Here is a 21,941-nt window from a genome sequence, read left to right as displayed (position 1 = left end):
TTCTCGTTAATTAGTTTTTTACTTCTTCATGCACCGCAGTTTTAATATCCTTGCCATAACCGGCACATTCCATAATTTTCTTCGAAACACCCACAACTTCCCCAGGATCAAACAATGCGTCCACAATATCTGTCGGTTCCGTACATCCATACGCTTGCTGCAAAGATGCATCTTTAAGATTCGGTGCAGTCACTAAATTTAAAATCATATATTTATCACTTTCACCTGACTCTTCTAACTTAGACGCCTCCAACACAAATGACCGGGTAGGCTTTTTAACGGTAATCGTTCCAATAGAAGTATCTAAGTCATACGTTTCCTGTTTCTGTGCCTGAATCTGATCTTTTTTATTAATTAAATCTTGAATACTTACTGCTGCCATATTCTCATTCCTCCTAAATAAACAACTATTACGAAATTGTTTCCATAAACGATGCATCTTCCGGTGTAAAACCGAACGGAAATTCTTTTTCAACTACTTTTCCTTTTTCAAAATTCATAATCGCCAGCTCGTTAAACCAAACATTATCAATACTGCACCGTTCTTTCTGCTTATCCACTGCATCCGGATCCTCAATTAATCCAACAAATGTTGCCCGCGGATCCTGTCCAGACTTCCAAGCTTCAAGATAAGCACTAATATTACGATTGATAACACTTTTTATAGTAATTGTGCCTTCTCCCTTGAGGGATACGATCTTACTATCAACGCTATTGCCAATAATAACATCTTCACGGTTAGCCGTTACCTTACATTCAAATTTTTCAATTTCAAAAAGCAGTTCATTATCCCACCATACTTTGCCGTGGCTTCCATTCCACCGCCGGCGACCACGATAGGTCACATCTTCTGCAGCTCTTGTCATAGTACATTACCTCCTTTCTTACATCGTAAAATCAATATTTAAGTTTTCCATTGCATTTACAAATTTTACGGAACCGGCCAAATAAACAGTATCGCCAGTGTTATATTCTCTAATCTGCTGAGCTGTCATATCGTCTACGTTTGCTCCTTTAAGGATGGCATAATTTCGTTGATATGTTTCATTAATATCTACCGAATTGCCCGCATCCTTATCCAGTACATTTCCCTCAATTTCAGAAAAATAAACAAGAATAGCAGCAATAAACAACATTTTATGATCATAATCATTGATAACCTTGCCAACGTAGTATTTTTTGAAAGTGTCCCGGATATCATCTGTAACCAAGTCAATGCCTTCAATAATCTTGATATACCGGAAATCTTCCCCTTTGTCGGTTGTAAACGTTGTCAAACTGTTGCAGGCCCTGGCGATTTTCACCCCGTCGCCGTCCTGTTCATCAAACAGCAGCATCTGCCCCTGATCAATCAGTTCATCAATATCTTCATACACTTCCACACTTTCAATTTCGGTCAGTTTAAAATACGTGGCCGATCTGTCAAGTGCCAGTCCTGCCAAAATTCCGGCAATTCGTGCCGTATACTGCAATGCGGTATACGTTGTATATACGGCATTCCCGGATGTATCCGTACTGGTCTGCACATTGATATTCCCTGTACAGAAGTTAACGATCCCTTCATGGTCGGCTGCCTGTGCCGTTAATACCGCCTTAAACGTCTTTTTCTTGTTATTCCGCATGGATTTAATCCAGCTGGCAAGGTCTGCCTGATCCGTACCGCTGGCCATGGGTGCGCACAAATAATTCCACTTGATACTGGTCAACATTTTCAATACATCAGCCTGTGTCTTTGTGGCCGATTCAACCGATGCCGCAGGCAGCGTATACAACAAAATTTTGAGCGGAGTCCCGTCCAAACATTTTTCGATCAGATCCTGCGCATCCTCACTCAACGTACTGGGAATATCCGATACGTCGGCAATCTTATACGTCTGGATCACGTCCGTAGTCTCGCATCGCAAAATCATAGCTACAATGCCGCGGGCAGATCGCTTGATTGCAGTGGTACCCTTTGTCCTGAAATTAATCAGGACTTGCGGCAAGCCAAAGACTTCTGCTTCATTTGCCATTTATAATTCCTCCTCATTCAACTCTTGACCGTTCAGTTCGAGTCCTAACTGCTGCATCAGTTCGTACTGAATACCGCCGATTTCTTCGCTTGTGAATGCATCAGCAAAATCAAGATTAAAAATATAATGCAGTATTTCATCAAAAAATGTGGTTTCTGCTTCCAACACCGTAATATATCGGTCTTCAATCCGGAATACTGGCCGAAACATTACCTCCATGCTGTCAGCCATATCATATAGTATGTTTCGGTCTGCACGACCATATTTATCGAGCAGAGGGATAAACTGAATATCTATCTGAATAATTCGCTCGCTGATAATGCGATCCCACGTGTTTGCGGTTGGACGCATCTCGACATAAAAATAAGGTGCATCTGATTTTTCCACGTTATCAAAATGTACCTTATAATCCGGGTATTTAGTTTTTAGTACCGCTATGATCGTTGCTTTTATTGTTCGTAATGTAATCATTTCAGCAGCTCTTTCAACATAGTGTCCGCATTTGCCTTAAATGATTTTCCGGTTTGCAGCATACCGAGGTGCAACATTTTTTTGCCGGGAATGATCTTATTCGTCATCCCGCCTTTTTTAGCCCGAACCCGATGACCATATTCCACATGAGCCGCATATTTCGTATTATTGTACACACGCACAACTCCACCAACAGCAGTTGTACGGTGCCATGCGTTTTTTAGCTGACCGGTATCTGTCGGGGTATTATCTTTTGTCTTTCCGAGCAGTATCTCTGCCTGCTGCGCTGCAAATTGATTGCGTTTCACAGTGCCGGACTGCGCTAATTCGGACAACTTATCATTCAATTCCTCAAATCCCGAAAAAGATATGTTCATTAGGCTTCCTCCCTTCGCCGAACGGATATTTCTTGATGATCTTCATAACAAAATGGCTGGGCAGCGTATAGGACAAATGTCTGGTCCTCATGGCAAACAGTCATAATATCGTTTGGCAACACTTTGTACTTCGGATCCATGCAAAGCCGTAAATCAGTCCGCAGTTTAAAAGCTCTGTCTTCCTGATTCGATTCTAATTCTTTACCATACTGAGACAATTTACAGGGAATATTGACATATACATCGACCGGCTTGTATCCATCAGCACCTTCTTCATCAATGGTAGGCATCTGCCTGGTTACCGTAACAGTATCCGTATACATGATGCTGGACAATAAGTCTTTCAAGTATGTATTTTGTATCATGGCCATACAACCTTTCGCCATCGATTCAATTTGGGTTTAATACTATCAAAATCAGCATCACTTAAAATCCCTGCAGCATTGGTCGCATTTACTGCCCATTCATAGGTAGTGTCATTCTGCTGCAATCTCTTGAGAGGACCCGGAGCACCGGCAGCAGCTTTCACTTCATCATCAATACGTTTGCAAATGAGATCGGCAACGGTATATACCAAACTAGGCGGAAAATCATCACGATGACAATAGTCTAAAATATCTACTACCAACTTTTCAGCAAAAAAGGTAAGGCTAGCCGTATCTGTGACTTGCTGGGCTTTCCTGATCTGCACTTTTTCAATAATAGCTTGTACGGCTTCATCTTGTGTCATCGTGTTATTTCTCCTTTCGCCACTGTTTAAGCGTCATTGTCTGATCTACATAAATAGCGTGCCAATCATCATATGTCATATTGGCCGGTACATGAATGCTTTTATTATTGCTGTTTTTGGCAATCCGGGTACCGCTGCCGTCTGCATGATCACTTAAACTGCCAAATATTGTAGATCTGCAGTTCGGATGCAACGGTGGCATATTTGTTCCCGGCTGTGCGTCTTTTACTAAGTACACATGCCGATCATGGGCCCGGCAAATTTGCGATGTACGGCGGTCCAGCGTTGCAATGAACGTATAGTACTTCATGCCGGATTCGGCGATGCTGTCTATAGCAGCCTGATTCTGTACATAATTCAATTCTGTCCGAACCAACCGTGTCGCATTACTGATACTTACATCCATACGCTGCGTAACTACCTTTGCTATTTTCTGCAAACTTTCACCACGATGTATTGCCGTGACCATTTCATCCTGCAGCAACCGATTCAGCTTCTGCGTATTTTTCCATACCCGTTCGCTATAATTTTTTCCGCTCCATGGCGTTCGCAATACCTGTTCAACATCTTTAGGAATCACCTGCGCCACTGGATTCGTGATTTTCCACTTTTGACCAATATCGTACAAACCATGATAATAATTATCTGTATACGCATCAGTCAAAAAATGATCCATCTGTCCTATAGCAGTGCGTCCAAGCGTATCGAGTTCCATGAGCGTATCGCTATACAGTTTATCCAGTCGAGATATGCGACTACGCATGGCCAACGTATTTAATTCCCGCAACAATCCTTTGTCGTTAGTCTTTTGGATCATAGCAACATACTGCTGCAGGCCCATCCGCCATGTTCGATACTCTGCCCCCATTAAGAGTTTCCGGGCATCTGCTATAGTAAGCTGATTGTCCTTGGCATATCGGCCATACAGCGCCGCTATCTCAGTCTGAATCTTACCCAATGCATCTCGATAGGCCTTGGATAATTCCATTTCAACAGTATTCTGACTCTTTTTGTGCCATGCCAGCTCCCGCTCTTCTGCACGTTGAGCCCAGTATTCTTCACTGTTCATGGTCTACTCCTTACGCGATTTTATGCTTAATAGCAACCATGCGAATTTGCTTAGGCTCGTATACGCGTTTCCAGTTAGTAGCATCTGCCAATTCCGCCCGCGTAGGTGATTCCACATTTTCACGCTTAGCATTCTGCCATGCGATTCCACGAGGATGCATGATAAAACAATGGCGATTATAAAGCATATTTACACCGGCACCTACATCCGGATCCCGCCGAGTTTCAGTCTGTACAAAATCAACCGGAGATCCTTCACCAAATGCAACGGCTCCCTGCCCGAAAATATACGTCGTATATACCCCAGAAGTCACAGGACAACCATCATCGACAATAACGCGTCTCCCCTGATATGCCGAAAATTCCACATCCGAAGAATCACGTTCTGTAGTAATAAGGTTTTGCTGTTTGAGGTAGGTTTTAGTTGCCGAATGCATCGCTACGGCCGTCAGCTGATCTTGTGCATCACCTAACAGCTGCAAGGCATTCATGAACGCCAAGGCGGAAATATTAGCAGCTTTCCCTGTACCAGAAGAAATATCAAGTACATGATCTTCCATTGTCGCCGCTGCAAAGACACCAGTTAACAGATTAATAAGTTCTTTCTGATATTGCCGAGCCCAGTATCTTGATACTAAATCACCAATAGCACGCATCGGATCAGATCCGGCAAGTGCACCAGAAAGGTCTGTTGCCGACCACTTCTGCTGACGCATAATGGTTGTCGATACGTCTTTATTCGATGTAATTTTCTGAAAATCAATTGTTTTCCCTTCGACGATATTTTGTGCCTCACCGGTAAGATCTTCAAAGAAAGGCATATTGTGAGTACGTGCAGCCTCACTGGCAAGTTTTGTAAATTCAGGGCTTGTTGTGATAATCCCGGAATTAAAGAGAGCCGAAAGCTCCATGGTACGATTGACTACATACGGATTAAAAAGTTCAGGGACAATAACGTCCACTAGTGTAGTTCCTGGCATATTTCATCACTCCTTTAGATAGTTACCCCCGCTGCCGCGGCCAACGACCGTGCCTGTTCGGGGTTTTCTTTTAATAATTTCCCTTGTTCTGTCAAATTGAATGAATCTTTTGCAAATGGATTTTTTCCTGCACCGCCAGAACCGCCCGCCGGATCATACTTAGGCGGCTTACCATCATTTTTGAATAAGAACGGCTTACTTTCTACCAGTGCTTTTAATTGTTCATCTAACCCGGTCACTTTTCCATCTTGGCCAAGGATGAGTTTTTCTTTATCAAACAGTCCAGATACGATATCCACATCCTGCGCTTTATCCGCTATGGCTAATTTAATAGCATTGGTAAACTGCAGTTCCTTCATTTTAGTTTCTGCCTCGGTTTTCTGTACTGCATTGGTATCCTGAAGCTGTTTAATCTGTTTTTTCAGGGATTCCATATCCCCTTTACTGTTTTTCAGCGTATCCAACTGTTTATCCCGGTCGGCAATTTGTCCGGTAAGCGTTTTCTTTTCTTCATTGACTTCATTAAAACGCGACTTGGTGACATACTCCCCGTCCAAATACCCTTTAAGAGCCGTAACGGCTGCCGGCCGCTGATCTTCTGCAATTCCTAACTTTTGTGCCACAAATTCTTCAATTGTCATGCTATATTCCTCCTAATTTTCCGGTTTTTACCGAGGTTACCTGCCTCGAATAGAATTTTATGTTCCCGATGGTGTCGATGTACCTGTACTATACTCCGTATTCGTCAGGCAGCAGGTTTGAATGATACGGACAATCTCATATTCCGTATGGTCAGCAACGGCAGTAATAGGAAAATCCTTGCCAAACTGCTTAACATACGCAATCAGCCATTTATACATTCCCTTCACCCCCTTTATTGCCAGTTGGATCATGCAAATCGCCATCATAGGAATCCAATTGCGCCTCTTTATCTTTCTGCTCCTTCTGCAGCTGCTTTTCCTCATCTTCCGCATTTTCTACAAAGGGATGATGTTTCAGGATAGTTTTTCGAGATACGATTCCGTCTGATTGAGCACACATTGCCACTAATTCAGCATCATTACGGATACTGGTACGTGTCCATGTTTGAATAATCGTGCCACAGTCCCGTTTATTTACCTTACAAATAGCGCGTATCAGTTGATTAAAGCCAAGGCGGAATTCCGTTTCCATTAATCCTGCTTTGAGTTCTAACAAAGCATATAAAAATTTCATTGCTTCGCCGCTGGTAGCGTCCAAGCCTTGTTGTTGTGGATCAATGCCCTGTCCCATGTCAAAAATCGCCTTACGTGTAATTTCAAGCATTTTATCTCGAGCTTCCACCGGGATATCAATCGTAAGTGTCGACACACCGCTTTTATCGCCGGCTCCATCACTGTCTGTACAGATAGCTTTATAATATTTGAGGTCTTTCAAAAACTTATTTAGCTCGCCACTTTCACCGGCACCACCATAATTTGTCAAAACAAAAATGACCTCTTGTATATCTTCGAGGTCATCCATAAAACCGCTATAGGTTTTGTCATAAGCATCAACAAGTGCTTTGACACGATCTAAATCACTACTGGGTATAGAATTGTTAAAAAACGGGATAAACGGCACCGCACCAAAATCATGGTGCATAACGTTGTTCGAATCGGATAATCCAGCTTCATAAAAATCAGTAAAACAAGGATAGTCCATTAGGCCTGTTGTAATTTCATCTGCAGCTCGTTTACGGAAAGCCTGGCACTCTGTATCTGTCCAGTACTCATATACATCGTAAGTATCGCCTGTATCTGCATCAATATCCTTATACACACGAAGTACAGCAAGTAATTTTTGATCTAGTTTTTTAGACCATACCGGAATAATTTGCATGGAAGGTACGACGCCATATTGAAACCCACTTTCTGGATCCATCCAATAATGCAGCCATGCAATCCTTGCGTTACTGGCATTCACACATAATAGTTTTGCTTTTTTCGCCCACCCATCCCCTAATGCATTGGCAATAACTTGGTTCATTTCATCGTTTTTCACATCAAAAAGAGGCGGCGTTGTAAACATGTAGGCAGCCTTTTGATCTACTAGCAATTCATAAAAGCTATGGGGGATACGGTTGTCTGCATTCCGCAATGGATTAACAACTTCAGATGTTTCGCTTCCTGGCTTCGTCTTTGGTTTGCGGAACAAAATATCATTCCGTACCCGATAATACCGTTCTGCAATTTCGGCACTGGAAATAAACTCGGCATGCCCTTCTATATATTGAGTTATTAACTTCTTTGCTGCATCCAAATTCAACGGTACTCACCTCATTTCATAATGCGTAACCGGCTGCGGGCCATTTCTTTTTCCATGGCATACCGGATATCATCAATCGCATGGTTGTTTTTATCCGGATAGGCACTAATAAACTGACCGTCCTTATTGCGCTCGTACTCATAATTGACAAACTCCTTATAGGTATTGGGACAGCGCTGCTTATCAATATAAATATGTGCCCGTTCCTGCAGCCATTTCATACCATGCTCCACACTGTCCGGGCCTTTTCTGGCTCCCGTGATATTTGAGCCAAACCCGCGCATTTCTACAATGCTTTTAGGTTCAGCCGAATCAGCAATGATGCGGCAAGAGTTATATTTCTGTTTAATCATTTCAGCTGCCCGCTTATTTGTCAGCTTCTGTTGATACAGTTCGTCAAATATATACAAATCTTCGTGTTTTGCATCATAGTGCATCGCATTAAATGCCAACGGATCCACCGCAAAGCCGAAATCCAACCCATAATGCCGCCGGTCAAACTGTGCGATCATGTCGTCACTCATACGCAAGTCTGATACGTTTTCAAACACAGCCCCGCCGGTGCCGGTGACTTCGCCCAGGTATTCATGCTTGTACAGCACTTCATTCTTAGCTTTGAGCTTTTCGGCTTCCAGGATGAACTGATCGCCTAACCACGCTTTAGGCACGTCTAAATATGTAGAATGATGTACTAGCCGGTCTGGATCATCAAAGAGTATTTCTTCATTCACCCAGTTGTTTTGGCTTTTCGGCGGATTGTACGTACAAAACACCCAGTATTCTTCGCCACCACGCAGCAGAGATTGAAACAAATTCCGGATTTCTTCCATTCCGCTGAATTGATCCAATTCTTCTAACCACACAATCCCCACATACCCAAACGGCAGCTTAATGGACTTGACTTTGGTCGGATCATCTACCCCAAAGAACAAAATCTTCTGTCCGGTTGCCTTATACGTGATTTCATGCGGCGACGTTTTGAAGCGGAAACGGTCAGCAACACCCAACTGATCAATACCCCATTGTACTTGTGGATATACACTGTTTTTGATGGTATTGCCTACCTTACGCAAGACGACGGCATGGCACTGCGGATGCTGCATCAATAACGTCGGTACTTCAATACCTCCGATAAAGGAAGATTTTGTACTGCCACGGCCCCCAGCCAGCCAATAAAACGTATGCGTATGCTGTTGTATATCCCAGAACACCGGATCAAACGCCGGTGAAATAATATTAGCGATATTTACTTCCATAATCAATCACTTTTCCTATCAAATGTAAATGTAACAGTCTCCTTATCCGGAGCGTCATTTTTAATAGAATCAACTTCAGCCTTAAGCTTTTGAATACGCAGCCGCTGTTCTTCATCTGCCTGTCCGGCCCGGCACATTTCTTCATACTGCTTAATCATATTATTCAGTGTACCCATGGCCCGGGACTGGGCCATTAAAAAAGCAGCCTGCTTATCCCAAGCAAACTGCAGTTCGTACTCCTTTTCCCAAGAATCCGTTTGACCGGAACTTTCTTTTTGACGTTTCAGCACCTTTGTCAAATCATCCTGATCCTTTACATACATGATCTTCTGCGCCCGAATAATGGCAGCATATTTGATACAGATATTATCCCAAAGGATATCTATAGGCGATTTCTTTTCTATAGCCTGCACCAGCTCCGCCGTTTCCGGTGGCAGGTACTTAGCAAATAGGCCATGCGTGACGGCCTTCTGATTATGTTCTGGCCCTCCTGGCCCGCCTCGATTTCCAACTGCATTTGCATTACAAAAGGGTGCACCCTTTTTCGCTCTGGGTGCACCCTTTTTCTGCAACTTTCGCTGCCAATTATTTCGTTGTTTCCACGACTTTACCGTGTTCATAGAAATGCCGTATTTATCAGCAATTTCCTTATATTTCATGCCGTTGACGTAATCAGCATGAGCTTGCACTTTTACGTCCATTACATACTCACCACCGCCTCATTGTGTTGGTTTTGAAATTGGCAACAAAAAAGCACTCATCGCTGAGTGCTAGAAATAAATATCTCAATTATTTATTATCTTATCAATTTCCAAATTTATTTTTTCTAGCTCTTTATTTTTCACATGCCACTTATTCTTTAAAACATCAAAAGCATAAATATTTTTAATATAATTTCCCTTCTTGACATCCGGTAAGCTTTTTATATTTATTTTTTCTATCGTATATTCAGATTCGTGCAATACTTTTGGCAATATATTACAAACACAAAATCCCTCAATACCATCTTCCATTGTTATTCCAAGATGAACGACATGAATTGGTATAGAACAAGAATTAGTAATAGTTACATAAATATTTTTTTCTCCTACTACATCTCCTGAAACGGGAACCATCACACTTGCATTAATATTTAACTTTCTTCTATTGTTAAACCATTGCAAAAGAAATGTAAGGACAGAACCTATAATAACTCCAATGATAGTAAATGCTCCCGTAATAAACGAACCATAAAATTTTTCCTCTTCTTTTATGATACCTAAAAAAACTTACACACTTAACTTGACAAACCCCCATAAAATATCACCTCTTTACAAGGATGATACCATAAAAGCCACCGGATTCATACCGATGGCTTTGTTGTCTTGTATTCAGTTTTCTACAATGTCATTATACCACAAGTTTCCTGTCCAAACCTGCTACAATTCTGCTATAAATCTGCCCAAATCTGCTACAAGAAAAAAGTTATCCACAATCATCAAGACATTAATGATTACTATCCATTCTGTCTAACATTAATTTTCCAATTATAGATTGAAAAAAAGGTTTAATGATTTCCCATTCCATATTTTTATTATCTATCGTTGAAAATATGATAGATTTTTTCCCATCGTCTTTTTCATCGTCTTTTTTTTCGTCTTTATAACCCCAATCAATTATCTGGCAATCAAATAAGAACTGTATGGCTTCGTTATAATTTTTATCCTTCATATCCCCACTTAAAAATATTTTATAACATTTTACTATAATGCATTTCTTTACTTCTTCCCACTTTATTACTTCTTCATTTCCAAAATTTTTTAAATTATTTTGAATCTCGGAAATCGAAAATATATAACATAAATTACTTCCAATATATCTTAATTTTTTTTCGTCTTCATCACATGTTCTAGATATCTCTTCCATATTACGAAGTGATGAATCTAATATTTTTTTTATTTTTTTATCACTTTTGCCATATTCATCCCGTATAACAGTTAAGGCTTCTAAAGCTTTCTTTTGCAAATTACATAAATTTCCTGTTTCCAAAAAGATTTCTGTTAAGTCAATAATTTTAAAAGCTCTCCATCCAATATATCTTTCAAAAAAACTATTAATTTTTATTATGGTTTTTAGATCAAATTGATCATTAAAATAAAACGACTCTGTAGAATTTAATAGGTTTTTATTTATATTTTGGATTTGACCTATGATTTCCTCTACCTGCGACGTAGTATAAATCTTGTGATATCTATACAGAAAACGTATATAATTAACAAATCCCGCTAATTGTGTAACAGTATTATATAAATCACTTTTAAATTTTTTCTTATACTGTCTTCGATTAAAAAGATACACCATAACAGATGCCGCTACAGAAAAACAAGCCGCGATAGCTGAATATACTGCTGGTTCCCAAGAACAAACAATGTTCCATATAAAATTAACCATGATATATGATCACCCCAATTGCATTATATCAGAAAAAAAAAATATTTTCACAAAAACATAAATTTCCCCTGCACCGGAATATCCCCAGGCCCAAACATCATGCCGGACAGTACCTTCAATATATTTTCACTGCGCTTCCGGCAGTATCCCTCTGAGCAATGTGCCGCTCGCGCCGTGATATGCCATGAGAAGGCTTCCACATACTTGCTCCATATGATTGCCCTGTCCGTCTCTCCTAAAGCGTCAAGCGACCGATTGAGGCGATTCATGACCGGTTCTATTTGAGTGAGCTCTGCCTGCAGCATCCTGATTTTCTTTCCCATTTCTTCCTTGCTAAAATAGTCCCGTTCCTGTTGGCTTATAGTATCCCCACTGCCACCGGGGGCAAAAGATAGGCTGGGAACCTTGGGCGCAGCACTCAGCGGCAGCCGGGCCTCATAGTCTGCTATATCAGCCTTGATATTGTCTATATAGGTCGTAATCTCCCGGTACCGTGTCAGATATTCTTTTACCGCTGCTGCCTGTTTGTTTAAGTCCATATCCTATCTCCTCCGCTCTCCCTATCTATCGTAATCGTATCGCCTTCCGGTATGCCGCCTCCGCTGCTGATCGGCGTTGCTGGTAGCAATCCCGTTCGTCATTGCACTTCCGGACACGCTGTCCAAACTCGTCCCATATCCAGTGCCATTCATAAGCGCCCAAAAGCCGCCCACAAAATGCGCAGCGGCTCCGGTCGTCATGCCGGCCTTGATTCGTATTTACTTTTATTGACGGCAACTTTTTAGGCTTGCCGCGAATCCTCCTATTTTTTCGGCTCATATCGTTGCCACCTTTACGTAATTTCTACAAAATTGATATCCGGATGCTTGAATAGCAGCAGCTTCCGCCGCAATACATAGTCCCGTGTCTTAAATCCTTTTACTTCAATGACTTCTTTCCTGCCGTTTGCATACAGCACCATAAAATCGGCTTTATACGTAATGGCCCGCTGCTTTTTACCTTTGTACGTAAATGCCGGCTGTAATTCAAATTGGGGCTGCAGCATAATCGTCTTGATTTCCCCGGCTTGCTGTAGAAGCATGAGCCGCTCGTATTCCCGCAGCTCCTTATGGCTATCCCATATATGGCCGTGCTTTTCGATTTTCCGGGCGTGATACTTAGAGCGATTGATAGGCTTGACCGGCCTGTGAATAGAGGCCCTGCGCTGTACATAGGCTTGGTAGTCTTCCTCTGTCCAATTCATGAACGTCCTCCTTACTCATGTATTTTTCCTGTCCGCCGGTTTTTCAACGCGATTCTTCCGATTACCTCAAAACCAGCAATAGAAAGAGTCCGCTTTGCACTTTTGATCGCCTTGTCCATACGACGGGCATCATCAATATCGGCTTGGCTGATTTTAGGCCGCAGCGCTTCATATGGCGTCAAATCCGCATACCCTTCTATGTTTCTCTTATCCATGCCCTCACCTCGATGCAATGTATGCCAAATATCCTACCGTGATCCAAAATCCTATACACCATACAATGATCACACGCCATACGATGGCTCTTGTTCTGTTCATTTCTTACGCTCCTTTTAATCGTTCATTTTCCCCCTCGACCTTTAGGCCATATGGTTCAACCATTTCAAATATTCGGCTGCCGATTGCCCCATCCACTTTTGAAATATCCCCTACCGTGTATTCACTACTAAAAAATGTGGTAGCATGGTTGAGATACCGGGCATTGATAATATCAAACATCACTTTCAAATCGTCCTGGTCAATATTAACTAAACGGCCATTTTGCACCTTCCCGGAAAATTTAAAAAGATCATCAATATACAAATTTTTACAGGTTTTCCATTTTTCTATCTGCTTACCGTATTCAGCAGTAAAAGATCTCATGCTTTTAATCAATTCTGGCATTTCTGCCCGATACGAAAAATAATAATGTGGTTCATCGTATTTCCGTGTCAAACTCTGGCAAATAGCAATGCATATATGCGTCTTTCCCATTCCGGAACTGCCAAATACGCCAAAACCATGCCCATTGGTTACGTGTTCATGTAAATATTTCTCCGCAAGTGCTTTCATTCTGGCACTCATTTCACTTCTACCGCCGTCAAAGCTGGCAAGAGTATATCTGTCATAATCTTGTGGTGAAACCCCACTGTGCCGTAATCGGCGTGCAATTTTCCGTCGTTCATAGCATAAAGGGCAAGGTTCCATTATTTCATATCCTTCAGGATGCACGCCTTCAATGTATCCGGTATTACCACATTTTTCACATTTGATTCCATCCGGCGGTGTAGACAACGTCCGTACTGCATTTGGTCGAACCTGATTCATTTCCGATTGAGACAAATGATGAATATATCCTACTTTTTGCAGTATCCGTTCCTTATCTGTTATTGCTTTTTGCATGATTTTTTTCACCTCACATCAAAAATCAATCTTATCGTATTGGCTTATTTCCATATGATTCCCATTGTCTGGATCAAATCCGGATGGATCATCATACCCATTCTCCTGCCAGCGTCGCAGAATACCGCCAATATATCCAATATTCATCAGTCCCCGTAGTACAGCCCGTTCAATAGCTTTTAGACATGCATCTAGTCCATAAGTTTTCAACAAATCCAGTAATTTATCTTTTTCAATATCATTGGCAATTGGGTGAACATTATTTTGATAAGACTTAACCAGTTTTCCAAAGTCGGCAGCCGTTTTTTTCGTACTGCTGCTACTTTCCTCTACTTTACTTTCCTTTACTTTACTTTGTGTATTATCGTCCTCATTAATGGAGTTATTGCATGCATTAATGAGGTTGTTGTATGCAGAAACGTTTATAAGCAGAAATCTTGCGTCGTAACGGACTGCACTTCTGCGGGTTACTGCATCAAAAAAACGATGTTGTATTCCTTCTGAAGTTAGTACGCTGTGTTTTTGAAACATATTGGCGTTAAAGAAATCCACCTGCACCGCCTTATCGACAGTCGCGGTAACTGCGCCCTCACTAACCCCAAGTTCGTCAGCAATTAGAAAAGGCATATCGTTGCCCCACCGAAGGAAATACCCGTCATTGCGATAGATATTAGCCAGCAGGCTGATTAGCACCGGGATGGATTGTATTCCGCACGCTCTCATTATTCTACGTATCTTTACGTCCTGCAAAAAACCGACATCTAAAGGAAAATAATCCAATCCTTGCTTTATCGGCCTTGCCATAGCATCACCACCTTATAGGGACTGGGGAGCAGCCTCTGCCACTCCCCGCGTCACCAAAACTTATAAATTCAGTGATGCTTCCAAAATCTTGTCATCTTCCGACTGCGGTTGGTCGCCGTGATCAGCCGGCAGTACTTCCCCGGTTTCCATATCAATCGTTTGCTTAGGTGTCAAATCTTCATCGTCAAACTGCCCTTGTGCAATAGCCGTAGCAGCCGCAATTGTTGAGGAATCTGCCGTTTGATAATTGACCGACATGATACCCCATTTACCGATTAATTTCCGAAATACGGTTTTGCAGGCCATTGAATCGTAATCTTCCCGCCAGACTTTGCCCATATACTGACCTTTCCGGAATTTCTTTTCGTGCTGCTCAATCTGCTTTTTTGTCATGTAAATCGTTTTCTCCATGCCGTTGATCAGCTGGAAATATCCGCAATACCCAATAATGGCCCGCTTTTCTCGCTCGTCATCATCTTCAATGAAATCAAATTCGATTTCTTCCGTAAGACGGTTATAAGACTTCAATTCGCCGTCCCGAACATCAATGACATTGATTTTTTTATAGGCTCCGGAACGCAAAGCTAACTGATTCATCCCCTTATATCCCATAATAAAGGTCGCCTCATATCGGGATGAACCATCCTTCTGTTTGTTTTTAAAGGGAACGATATACGCATATCCCAAGCCCGGATCAATAGGTAAATCATAGGCCGCTGCTTTCAATGCGGCCTGAATGATTGTGATCGGTGCATCATAAAATACATGCTGTAAATTAGAATCTCCATTCATCATGGCCACAAGAGAGCCGATAAACTGCGGCACCCGTTTTCCTAACAACTCATTAAACCGCTTCTGATACCCGTCTTTACTCAACATCACATTAAATAACGCTGCAATATTCTTCTGAGTTCCATTTGTTTCTGCTGAATGATTTTTACTGGCAACAATAACGCCGCCTTTAACATTTGCCATAATATAAAACCTCCCTTATTTATACCTGAAATCCCTCTGGATACGTTGTCTGTAACGGGCGATATTCTTTATTTCCGTCAATTTCACGCTTGCCACATTCCTTGCAAGGTAATTCTGGAATGACGTTCTTATGATAATTTGCATCGTCATATCCTTTTATCTTTTCCTCATGCCCACAAAAGGGACATATAAATTCTGCTTCAAAATCTCTTCTATTTTGCCAAATAATTTTTTTTATCCTCATATTAATTTTCTCCCTATACCCGTAATACACGTGTCGGTTTACCGACTTTTTTATATTGATCGAAAATATCCGGTAGTTCTGACTTTAATTTTTTACTGTCCAGCGTGACACGGCCATTCTGCAGCTTCCATGTCACTTTACGTTCACCGGCATAGCCGATTTCATTATCACCCAGCAGCAGACAAAGTTTGTTTTCCGCTTCTTTCAAACTCGTTTCAACGATTTTCTTCTCTGTTTTATATGTATCAATCAAACTCAACAAATCCTCCGATTCGGGCGGTAAATCCACTGCTTCCAACTGTCCACCGGGAAACCGTTCTTTAAGAGCCGATTCGCAGCTTTTAGAGCCATCCACCGGCGGTATTTCGTCTCCCAGGACGTACCGAGTCCAAAAGGCCAATTCATCTTCCCGGAGTGCCCGGATATCTTTCTCGTTTCGGGGTATTTCCTTCCATACAAAATGATTTCCACCGATAAGGCAGGCAATATACCACGTTTCACACCCGGTCACCATCATATAGTGCTGGCACTGCACGTAGTATTGCGTCGGAACTTGATCATCTACCCATTCCTTGGCAACAAAACCGTTCGCCGTTTTGCATTCTAAGCCGGCATTTTCACCAACAATCATACGATCCACATTAGCCAAAATGTACGGATAGTCTGCGCTCTGCAGCATCCCCTGTTTGCGGACCTTCTTCCCTGTTACTTCACAAAACCGATCTGCTACCGCCTGTTCAAGGACCGTCCCCCAGTAGACATATTCATTGTCACTGAGATCTTCCGGCTGCACTTGCCCGGTCTTTTCCATCCACACCTGAAAAGGTGATTTCCATCGGCTCAGCCCGATTACGGCTGCTGCGTCGCTGCCACCAATCCCCGCAGTCCGCATTTTTAGCCAGTTTTCATGATTTTTCATTTCTTCAACGGTCATAATCAATTTAGCGTCCATGTCTGCTGTCCTCCTCCACTACATCCCAATGTTTATCCAAAAATGCGATAACCCAGGTTAGTACTTTTTCTTCCTTCTGGTGCCGTTCCATCGTGGCCCGATTGCGCAAATCATATAATGTAACCATATTCTTCTGTTCTTGCGTCATTGTCTTCTCCTATTTTCTATGCTATACTTTACGCATAACCTTTTTAAAAATCATTTTTCACCTCTAGGGTCTTACGGTGGCAGCCGTAAGACTCTTTTTTGTTTGCTTACATCGCTGTAATTTAATGGCCATACTAGCCGATATCAGACTTTCCAATCTTGTACAGTAGCGGTTGTACTCATCCGCTTCCTCTTTAGCAATAACATCATCCGCACATATTGTTTCAAGAGAATCATAAGCATTGCATACATTCCGGAGATTAACCCGAAGCTGCATCGCACTTGATGCAATCCCTGATAACTGAACCTTTGGCAATAGTAGCTGTCCTGTTGCCGATGCTGTTGATAAATAGGCATATCCTAGATATTTAGACCCATAAACCTGCATCATCTTTGCCACGACCTCATCGCAAGGAAGTATCTCTCCTGCCTCGTAGTAAACAAGTACTCTCCTGGAAAGACCCAGTGCTTCTGCTGCACATTCTTGAGTCAAATGCGCATTTTTGCGAGCTAAACTAATTGCTTGTGCGAAGTCCCCTTTCATGGACATTTTTCTCACCTCCTGTAAAATAAAAGAGTAATTAAAAATGTATAATCAGTTGTTGTCCTGGCTGAATTACCGCATCTCGATCAATGTCATTGTCTTCCATGATCTGATAGTAAAATTTACGGATATCGGCATTTTTATCAACGAACTGTGTAGAAATACTCCACAGCGTATCGCCTTCATGTACGGTGTAAGAAGCTGCTTTAACTTCTGCACCATTGATCTGTCCTACATAGATTCCAATAGCACTTGCCAGTAAAAATGCAACAAATATTAGTTTTTTACTTCGAACCCGCAGCATTTTTTTTGATTTGTCGACTACTTTACGCCGACAAGTAATCCTGTCGTACTGATAGACTACCTGCTTCTTCATGTTGCACATCTCCTTTTAAGTTCATCAAGGCTAATGCCAAGATATTCTGCAAGCTGGTTCGGATTAATAAAATAGTCAAACCGGGAACTTCCTTTTTGTTTCATGGCAATTCCAAACGGCAATAGATTCCGCTGAACACCGATGCGAACGAACTGCGGACCTTTGTTCATGATCTTCGCTGCCATAGTAACAGTTATTTTCATAGTCTCACCTCCCCGTAGCGTTAAGCTGCCAATAAATTATGCTATAATCATCTCTGGAAGGAGGTGATTATAATGCCAAAAAATAATAAAGTTACGTCAAGGAAAGCAGCCACAGCTGCTTCTAAAGTTCTCCGCGATGGTCGTACAAGCAAAACATCTAAAACTGCTGCCGGCAGTGCATTAGCTCAACGACCTAGCAAGAAAAAGTAACTTGTTTTCCGGCTCTGGAAGGTATTTACTTTCCAGAGTTTCGCATTTGTATTACTTTCAAGTTATTTAACCTTTTAACAATACTGACCCCATCAGTATCAATGGTGATACATGTGTCATCATTAAGTTCATCACCTAACAATGAGATAATTTCACAAGATAAATCAATTAATTTTTCTTCCACTGCTTTTTCCATCCTCTCGCCTCCTCGTGTTAATATTTTATTTTTGTATCTTTTAAAGATACTTCGTTGGCATAAAAAATATTCTCTATAGTATATCCTAAAATATCAGATACTTTTTTAGCTTCTGCTAAAGTAAACTTAGTCTGCCCTAGTTCTTTTTTATTATAACCTCCTTTGGTTTCTAACCCCATTAATTCTGCCATTTGTTCACAAGTAAGTCCTTTTTTTCTCCTTAGATCTTTTAGCCGTTCAAACATTCTATCACCTCTCATTTATGTATCTTTTTAGGATACATAAAGTATATCTCCATTTATGTATCCTGTCAAGATACATAAATAATATTTTTTAAAATAAATTTCCTATTGAGATACTTTTATTGAGTATCCAATTAAGATACTATATGATATGCATAGATGAGGTGGAAAAAATGAATAGAATCCGAAAATTAAGAGTAGATAAGGGTATTACACAAGAGGAACTTGGAAAAATACTCAATGTTCAAAAGGCTGCCGTATCAAAGTACGAATTAGGAAAGGTTACGCCCAGTCCCGATGTATTAAAGAAATTATCGGAATATTTCAACGTGTCAACAGACTATCTTTTATGTATAGATGACACATCTACTAATTCCAACACTCTTCCTGTCCTCACCCCAAAAGATGAACGTGAAATAGCCAGAGACTTAGAAAACATGATTGAGTCCCTTAAAGGCTCTGCCGCTATGGGCGACGTTGAAGATGAAGAAGACAAAGAATTATTACGCGCATCGCTTGAAACGGCGATGAAATTATCCAAACGGATCGCCAAGAAAAAATTCACTCCCAAGAAATACCGGAAGGAGTAATCGGCTGATGGATCAAGATAATCAAATACAGCTGTTTGAAAATAAGAAAATACGCTCTGCTTGGGATGAATCGCAACGAGAATGGTATTTCTCAATTGTTGACATCATCAATGCACTCGTCTCTCCTACGTCTCCGCGGAGATATTGGAGCGATTTAAAACGAAAACTAAAAAAAGAAGGCGCTAACCAGTTGTACGAAAATATCGTACAACTGAAATTACCATCAGAAGATGGAAAAAATTATAAAACAGATGTTGCTAATACATCCCAAATATTACGTATCATCCAGTCTATTCCTTCTCCAAAAGCCGAACCTTTCAAGCAATGGTTGGCTCAAGTCGGCACTGAAAGAATTGATGAAACTATTGATCCTGAGCTTGCTATCGACCGCGCTTTGGCAACCTATCTGCAAAAAGGATACAGTCGCGAATGGATTAATCAGCGATTGCAAGCCATACAAGTACGAAAAGAGCTTACGGATGAATGGCAAAACCGTGGTGTAAAGCAAGGCACAGAGTATGCCATTTTAACTAATGAAATAACTCATGCTTGGTCTGGTATGACTGCACGGCAATATAAAAACCTCAAGGGATTAAAAAAAGAAAACCTACGTGACAATATGAATACTACGGAACTTGTATTGAATATGCTGGCAGAAACCTCTACCACGGATATATCCAAAGAAGAGCAGCCTAATACCTTTGAAGAAAGCCGTCATATTGCCCGTCGAGGTGGTCATGTAGCCGGAATCGCACGTAAAGCACTGGAATCAGAAACGGGGAAACCCGTTATCACCTCTATGAATGCCATTGATTTTGCAAAACTTATCAGTGGAGTCGCTAAAAAAGAAGACTCTAAAAAGGAGTGATGCCTATGAATGTAAAACAAATCGCCACGATGACAGCTGACAAATATCATACTCATAGTCCTTTTGATATTGCCGATCGGCGTGGCGTGCGTATCATTTATTCTCCATTAAAGTCTGTATTGGGATATTACACAAGATATAAAAGAATTCAATGCATTATTTTGCAGGAAGGCCTGCCCTACCCACTACGGCGTTTTGTTTGTGCTCACGAGCTGGGGCACTCTATCTGTCACGCTGATCTCAATACCCAATGGCTTAAAGTCAATACGCTTGTATCCACAGACCGTATTGAACGAGAGGCCAGTACCTTTGCCGTTGAATTATTACTTCCAGATCAAATTCTTCTGACATATCCGGATTCATCCGTGGAATTCATGGCAAAATTATCTGGCATTCCTTTGGCTCTCATGGAGCTAAAAAAATTTATTCAATATTAAGAACGTTTGTTCCAATTGACAAAGAATAGGTAAAGATTTTAAAAATTAATGTTTATTCTAATTATAAAGAGGAGGAGTCTGCACAATGTTCGTCGTGTTTGGTTTGCTATTTTTTGCATCTATTATTGCTTTAATTATCGGACTTATTAATCCCCATCTAATAATTCGCTGGGGTCCTGAAGACAAAAGAACTCGTAAAAGAATTATGCTTGTAGGACCAATTATAATTATTATTTTATTTATTTGCACTCTAATATTTACGCCCACTATGACAGCTGAACAAAAGTCAGCCTCGCAACAAAAAAGACAACAGGAAACAAAGCAAGAGGAATTAATCACTGATGAAAATAAAAAGCAAGAATCCGACAATAAGAGTTCTTCAATATGTCCTAATGTAGGCATTGGCGATGATGTAAACATTTTCTCAGAAAAATTTGGGAACCCAAAAGAAGGTGCATTTAAGCAATATAAAAATGGTACTATATTAGTAATTGACGATGGAAAACGTGCCATAAACATCACTATTCAAAATCTCCAATATAGTGCTTCTCCTAACTTAAAAAGCATAGAAGATTTCTTGCCTAAAGACAAAAAGATAATTAAAGAATACGAAGATGAATCGCAAGGATACTTACGTTTTATAACCTTAGGGGAAAGTGAATCCTTAAAAGAAGCAGTTCCCAAAAGTGAGGGAAAATTTGTTGTTATTACTAAGCCATCAAAAAATGAAAATAAAAATACTATAATCATTAGCATTGGTGAAAGACCATAAATATAGGCAACACAAACTCACTATAAAGATTTTAAAAATTAAAAGGAGTGATTCAAATGAACGTACTAAGAAAAATTTTACCACTTACCCTGATATTTACATTGGCAATTGCCGCCATGGCCTGGGCTTATGTTGGTAATGCTAGGTCTCACATTTTTCATACTGATGACTGTCGTTATGTGTACCGCATGAATGATTCTAACAAGGTGTATTTTGATGATCGAGATGAAGCCATTAATGACGGGTATCGCCCATGTAAGGTGTGCCAGCCGTAACATTGTAGCTGGTGAAAAGGAAATAAATACTACCTAAGACATAGCCAATCACAAAAAGTAGAAAAATCCCCTGTCGAAAATGACAGGGGAAC

The 21,941-nt window shown here is 41.0% G+C and carries 37 protein-coding genes; 6 read left to right on the top strand and 31 right to left on the bottom strand.

Annotated features, from left to right (window positions below; genetic code table 11):
* Nucleotides 1-10: 10 nt before the first annotated feature.
* From AB840_RS04165 to AB840_RS04035, 29 genes are all read right to left on the bottom strand, one after another.
* A complete protein-coding gene (locus tag AB840_RS04165; protein WP_048513573.1) occupies nt 11-382 on the bottom strand; it encodes a phage tail assembly chaperone in 372 nt (123 codons plus the stop codon).
* Nucleotides 383-410: 28 nt separating this feature from the next.
* On the bottom strand, nt 411-866 hold the full coding sequence (locus AB840_RS04160) for a phage tail tube protein (RefSeq protein WP_048513572.1): 456 nt from the start codon (nt 864-866) through the stop codon (nt 411-413).
* An 18-nt stretch (nt 867-884) separates the two neighbouring features.
* Complete coding sequence (locus tag AB840_RS04155) at nt 885-2,012, bottom strand: phage tail sheath subtilisin-like domain-containing protein (RefSeq protein WP_048513571.1); 1,128 nt, start codon at nt 2,010-2,012, stop codon at nt 885-887.
* Complete coding sequence (locus AB840_RS04150; protein WP_048513570.1) at nt 2,013-2,483, bottom strand: phage tail terminator family protein; 471 nt, start codon at nt 2,481-2,483, stop codon at nt 2,013-2,015.
* Nucleotides 2,480-2,860, bottom strand: a complete 381-nt coding sequence (locus tag AB840_RS04145; protein WP_048513569.1) for an HK97 gp10 family phage protein — start codon at nt 2,858-2,860, stop codon at nt 2,480-2,482. The genes AB840_RS04150 and AB840_RS04145 overlap by 4 nt, the downstream gene beginning before the upstream one ends.
* Nucleotides 2,860-3,225, bottom strand: a complete 366-nt coding sequence (locus AB840_RS04140; RefSeq protein WP_143745054.1) for a hypothetical protein — start codon at nt 3,223-3,225, stop codon at nt 2,860-2,862. Before AB840_RS04140 ends, AB840_RS04145 begins: the two co-directional genes overlap by 1 nt.
* Nucleotides 3,222-3,590: a head-tail connector protein gene (locus tag AB840_RS04135; protein ID WP_048513567.1), complete on the bottom strand. Its 369-nt coding sequence runs from the start codon at nt 3,588-3,590 to the stop codon at nt 3,222-3,224. The genes AB840_RS04140 and AB840_RS04135 overlap by 4 nt, the downstream gene beginning before the upstream one ends.
* A gap of 4 nt (nt 3,591-3,594) precedes the next feature.
* Entirely contained in the window at nt 3,595-4,659 is a 1,065-nt protein-coding gene (locus AB840_RS04130) for a minor capsid protein (RefSeq protein WP_048513566.1), read from the bottom strand.
* Between the two features lie 10 nt (nt 4,660-4,669).
* Nucleotides 4,670-5,638: a major capsid protein gene (locus AB840_RS04125; protein ID WP_048513565.1), complete on the bottom strand. Its 969-nt coding sequence runs from the start codon at nt 5,636-5,638 to the stop codon at nt 4,670-4,672.
* A 14-nt stretch (nt 5,639-5,652) separates the two neighbouring features.
* The gene (locus tag AB840_RS04120) at nt 5,653-6,279 is read right to left on the bottom strand and encodes a phage scaffolding protein (RefSeq protein ID WP_048513564.1); all 627 of its coding nucleotides are present in this window, start codon (nt 6,277-6,279) and stop codon (nt 5,653-5,655) included.
* 57 nt (nt 6,280-6,336) lie between these two features.
* Nucleotides 6,337-6,498 (bottom strand): hypothetical protein, encoded by a 162-nt coding sequence (locus AB840_RS17425; RefSeq protein WP_169749394.1) that lies wholly within the window; start codon nt 6,496-6,498, stop codon nt 6,337-6,339.
* Nucleotides 6,491-7,924 (bottom strand): phage portal protein, encoded by a 1,434-nt coding sequence (locus AB840_RS04115; RefSeq protein WP_048513563.1) that lies wholly within the window; start codon nt 7,922-7,924, stop codon nt 6,491-6,493. Before AB840_RS04115 ends, AB840_RS17425 begins: the two co-directional genes overlap by 8 nt.
* An 11-nt stretch (nt 7,925-7,935) precedes the next feature.
* Nucleotides 7,936-9,180, bottom strand: a complete 1,245-nt coding sequence (locus AB840_RS04110) for a PBSX family phage terminase large subunit (protein WP_048513562.1) — start codon at nt 9,178-9,180, stop codon at nt 7,936-7,938.
* Between the two features lie 2 nt (nt 9,181-9,182).
* A complete protein-coding gene (gene terS, locus AB840_RS04105) occupies nt 9,183-9,881 on the bottom strand; it encodes a phage terminase small subunit (RefSeq protein WP_048513561.1) in 699 nt (232 codons plus the stop codon).
* A gap of 84 nt (nt 9,882-9,965) precedes the next feature.
* Nucleotides 9,966-10,295: a hypothetical protein gene (locus tag AB840_RS04100; RefSeq protein WP_048513560.1), complete on the bottom strand. Its 330-nt coding sequence runs from the start codon at nt 10,293-10,295 to the stop codon at nt 9,966-9,968.
* A gap of 370 nt (nt 10,296-10,665) precedes the next feature.
* A complete protein-coding gene (locus AB840_RS04095; protein WP_048513559.1) occupies nt 10,666-11,610 on the bottom strand; it encodes a hypothetical protein in 945 nt (314 codons plus the stop codon).
* Between the two features lie 47 nt (nt 11,611-11,657).
* Nucleotides 11,658-12,149, bottom strand: a complete 492-nt coding sequence (locus AB840_RS04090; protein ID WP_048513558.1) for a hypothetical protein — start codon at nt 12,147-12,149, stop codon at nt 11,658-11,660.
* Between the two features lie 25 nt (nt 12,150-12,174).
* A complete protein-coding gene (locus tag AB840_RS04085; protein WP_048513557.1) occupies nt 12,175-12,429 on the bottom strand; it encodes a hypothetical protein in 255 nt (84 codons plus the stop codon).
* A 13-nt stretch (nt 12,430-12,442) separates the two neighbouring features.
* On the bottom strand, nt 12,443-12,853 hold the full coding sequence (locus AB840_RS04080; RefSeq protein WP_053078135.1) for a DUF1064 domain-containing protein: 411 nt from the start codon (nt 12,851-12,853) through the stop codon (nt 12,443-12,445).
* An 11-nt stretch (nt 12,854-12,864) separates the two neighbouring features.
* Complete coding sequence (locus AB840_RS04075) at nt 12,865-13,068, bottom strand: hypothetical protein (RefSeq protein WP_048513556.1); 204 nt, start codon at nt 13,066-13,068, stop codon at nt 12,865-12,867.
* 106 nt (nt 13,069-13,174) lie between these two features.
* Nucleotides 13,175-14,014, bottom strand: coding sequence for a DnaA ATPase domain-containing protein (locus AB840_RS04070; protein ID WP_048513555.1), 840 nt, complete (start codon nt 14,012-14,014; stop codon nt 13,175-13,177).
* An 18-nt stretch (nt 14,015-14,032) separates the two neighbouring features.
* The gene (locus tag AB840_RS15760; protein ID WP_053078134.1) at nt 14,033-14,818 is read right to left on the bottom strand and encodes a Lin1244/Lin1753 domain-containing protein; all 786 of its coding nucleotides are present in this window, start codon (nt 14,816-14,818) and stop codon (nt 14,033-14,035) included.
* A 60-nt stretch (nt 14,819-14,878) separates the two neighbouring features.
* Complete coding sequence (locus tag AB840_RS04060) at nt 14,879-15,793, bottom strand: recombinase RecT (protein WP_053078133.1); 915 nt, start codon at nt 15,791-15,793, stop codon at nt 14,879-14,881.
* Nucleotides 15,794-15,812: 19 nt separating this feature from the next.
* Nucleotides 15,813-16,037 carry a hypothetical protein gene (locus AB840_RS04055; RefSeq protein WP_048513554.1) on the bottom strand — a complete coding sequence of 75 codons (225 nt, stop codon included), beginning with the start codon at nt 16,035-16,037 and terminating at the stop codon, nt 15,813-15,815.
* Between the two features lie 13 nt (nt 16,038-16,050).
* A complete protein-coding gene (locus AB840_RS04050; protein WP_048513553.1) occupies nt 16,051-16,989 on the bottom strand; it encodes a YqaJ viral recombinase family nuclease in 939 nt (312 codons plus the stop codon).
* Nucleotides 16,979-17,137, bottom strand: a complete 159-nt coding sequence (locus tag AB840_RS17045; RefSeq protein WP_159445788.1) for a hypothetical protein — start codon at nt 17,135-17,137, stop codon at nt 16,979-16,981. The genes AB840_RS04050 and AB840_RS17045 overlap by 11 nt, the downstream gene beginning before the upstream one ends.
* 63 nt (nt 17,138-17,200) lie before the next feature.
* Nucleotides 17,201-17,686 (bottom strand): helix-turn-helix transcriptional regulator, encoded by a 486-nt coding sequence (locus tag AB840_RS04045; protein ID WP_048513552.1) that lies wholly within the window; start codon nt 17,684-17,686, stop codon nt 17,201-17,203.
* A gap of 31 nt (nt 17,687-17,717) precedes the next feature.
* Nucleotides 17,718-18,056 carry a LysM peptidoglycan-binding domain-containing protein gene (locus AB840_RS04040; protein ID WP_048513551.1) on the bottom strand — a complete coding sequence of 113 codons (339 nt, stop codon included), beginning with the start codon at nt 18,054-18,056 and terminating at the stop codon, nt 17,718-17,720.
* Nucleotides 18,053-18,259 carry a hypothetical protein gene (locus tag AB840_RS04035; protein ID WP_048513550.1) on the bottom strand — a complete coding sequence of 69 codons (207 nt, stop codon included), beginning with the start codon at nt 18,257-18,259 and terminating at the stop codon, nt 18,053-18,055. The genes AB840_RS04040 and AB840_RS04035 overlap by 4 nt, the downstream gene beginning before the upstream one ends.
* A gap of 72 nt (nt 18,260-18,331) precedes the next feature.
* On the opposite strand from AB840_RS04035, the gene AB840_RS17420 reads away from it, so the two are divergent.
* Nucleotides 18,332-18,469, top strand: coding sequence for a hypothetical protein (locus tag AB840_RS17420; RefSeq protein ID WP_169749393.1), 138 nt, complete (start codon nt 18,332-18,334; stop codon nt 18,467-18,469).
* Between the two features lie 25 nt (nt 18,470-18,494).
* On the opposite strand, the gene AB840_RS17040 is transcribed toward AB840_RS17420, so the two are convergent.
* Complete coding sequence (locus tag AB840_RS17040) at nt 18,495-18,665, bottom strand: hypothetical protein (protein WP_159445787.1); 171 nt, start codon at nt 18,663-18,665, stop codon at nt 18,495-18,497.
* 17 nt (nt 18,666-18,682) lie between these two features.
* A complete protein-coding gene (locus tag AB840_RS04030) occupies nt 18,683-18,910 on the bottom strand; it encodes a helix-turn-helix transcriptional regulator (protein ID WP_048513549.1) in 228 nt (75 codons plus the stop codon).
* Nucleotides 18,911-19,080: 170 nt separating this feature from the next.
* On the opposite strand from AB840_RS04030, the gene AB840_RS04025 reads away from it, so the two are divergent.
* From AB840_RS04025 to AB840_RS04005, 5 genes are all read left to right on the top strand, one after another.
* On the top strand, nt 19,081-19,497 hold the full coding sequence (locus AB840_RS04025) for a helix-turn-helix domain-containing protein (protein ID WP_048513548.1): 417 nt from the start codon (nt 19,081-19,083) through the stop codon (nt 19,495-19,497).
* Nucleotides 19,498-19,504: 7 nt separating this feature from the next.
* On the top strand, nt 19,505-20,365 hold the full coding sequence (locus tag AB840_RS04020; protein WP_048513547.1) for a BRO family protein: 861 nt from the start codon (nt 19,505-19,507) through the stop codon (nt 20,363-20,365).
* A gap of 5 nt (nt 20,366-20,370) precedes the next feature.
* Nucleotides 20,371-20,802: an ImmA/IrrE family metallo-endopeptidase gene (locus AB840_RS04015; protein WP_048513546.1), complete on the top strand. Its 432-nt coding sequence runs from the start codon at nt 20,371-20,373 to the stop codon at nt 20,800-20,802.
* An 85-nt stretch (nt 20,803-20,887) separates the two neighbouring features.
* A complete protein-coding gene (locus AB840_RS04010) occupies nt 20,888-21,574 on the top strand; it encodes a hypothetical protein (RefSeq protein WP_048513545.1) in 687 nt (228 codons plus the stop codon).
* 56 nt (nt 21,575-21,630) lie between these two features.
* Nucleotides 21,631-21,849 (top strand): Ada metal-binding domain-containing protein, encoded by a 219-nt coding sequence (locus tag AB840_RS04005; RefSeq protein WP_048513544.1) that lies wholly within the window; start codon nt 21,631-21,633, stop codon nt 21,847-21,849.
* Nucleotides 21,850-21,941: the final 92 nt, after the last annotated feature.

It is taken from the genome of Megasphaera cerevisiae DSM 20462, from assembly GCF_001045675.1.
Taxonomy (GTDB): Bacteria; Bacillota; Negativicutes; order Veillonellales; family Megasphaeraceae; genus Megasphaera; species Megasphaera cerevisiae.
The sequence above is the reverse complement of the archived record's forward strand: the minus strand, read 5'-3'. Positions and strand labels throughout refer to the sequence as shown.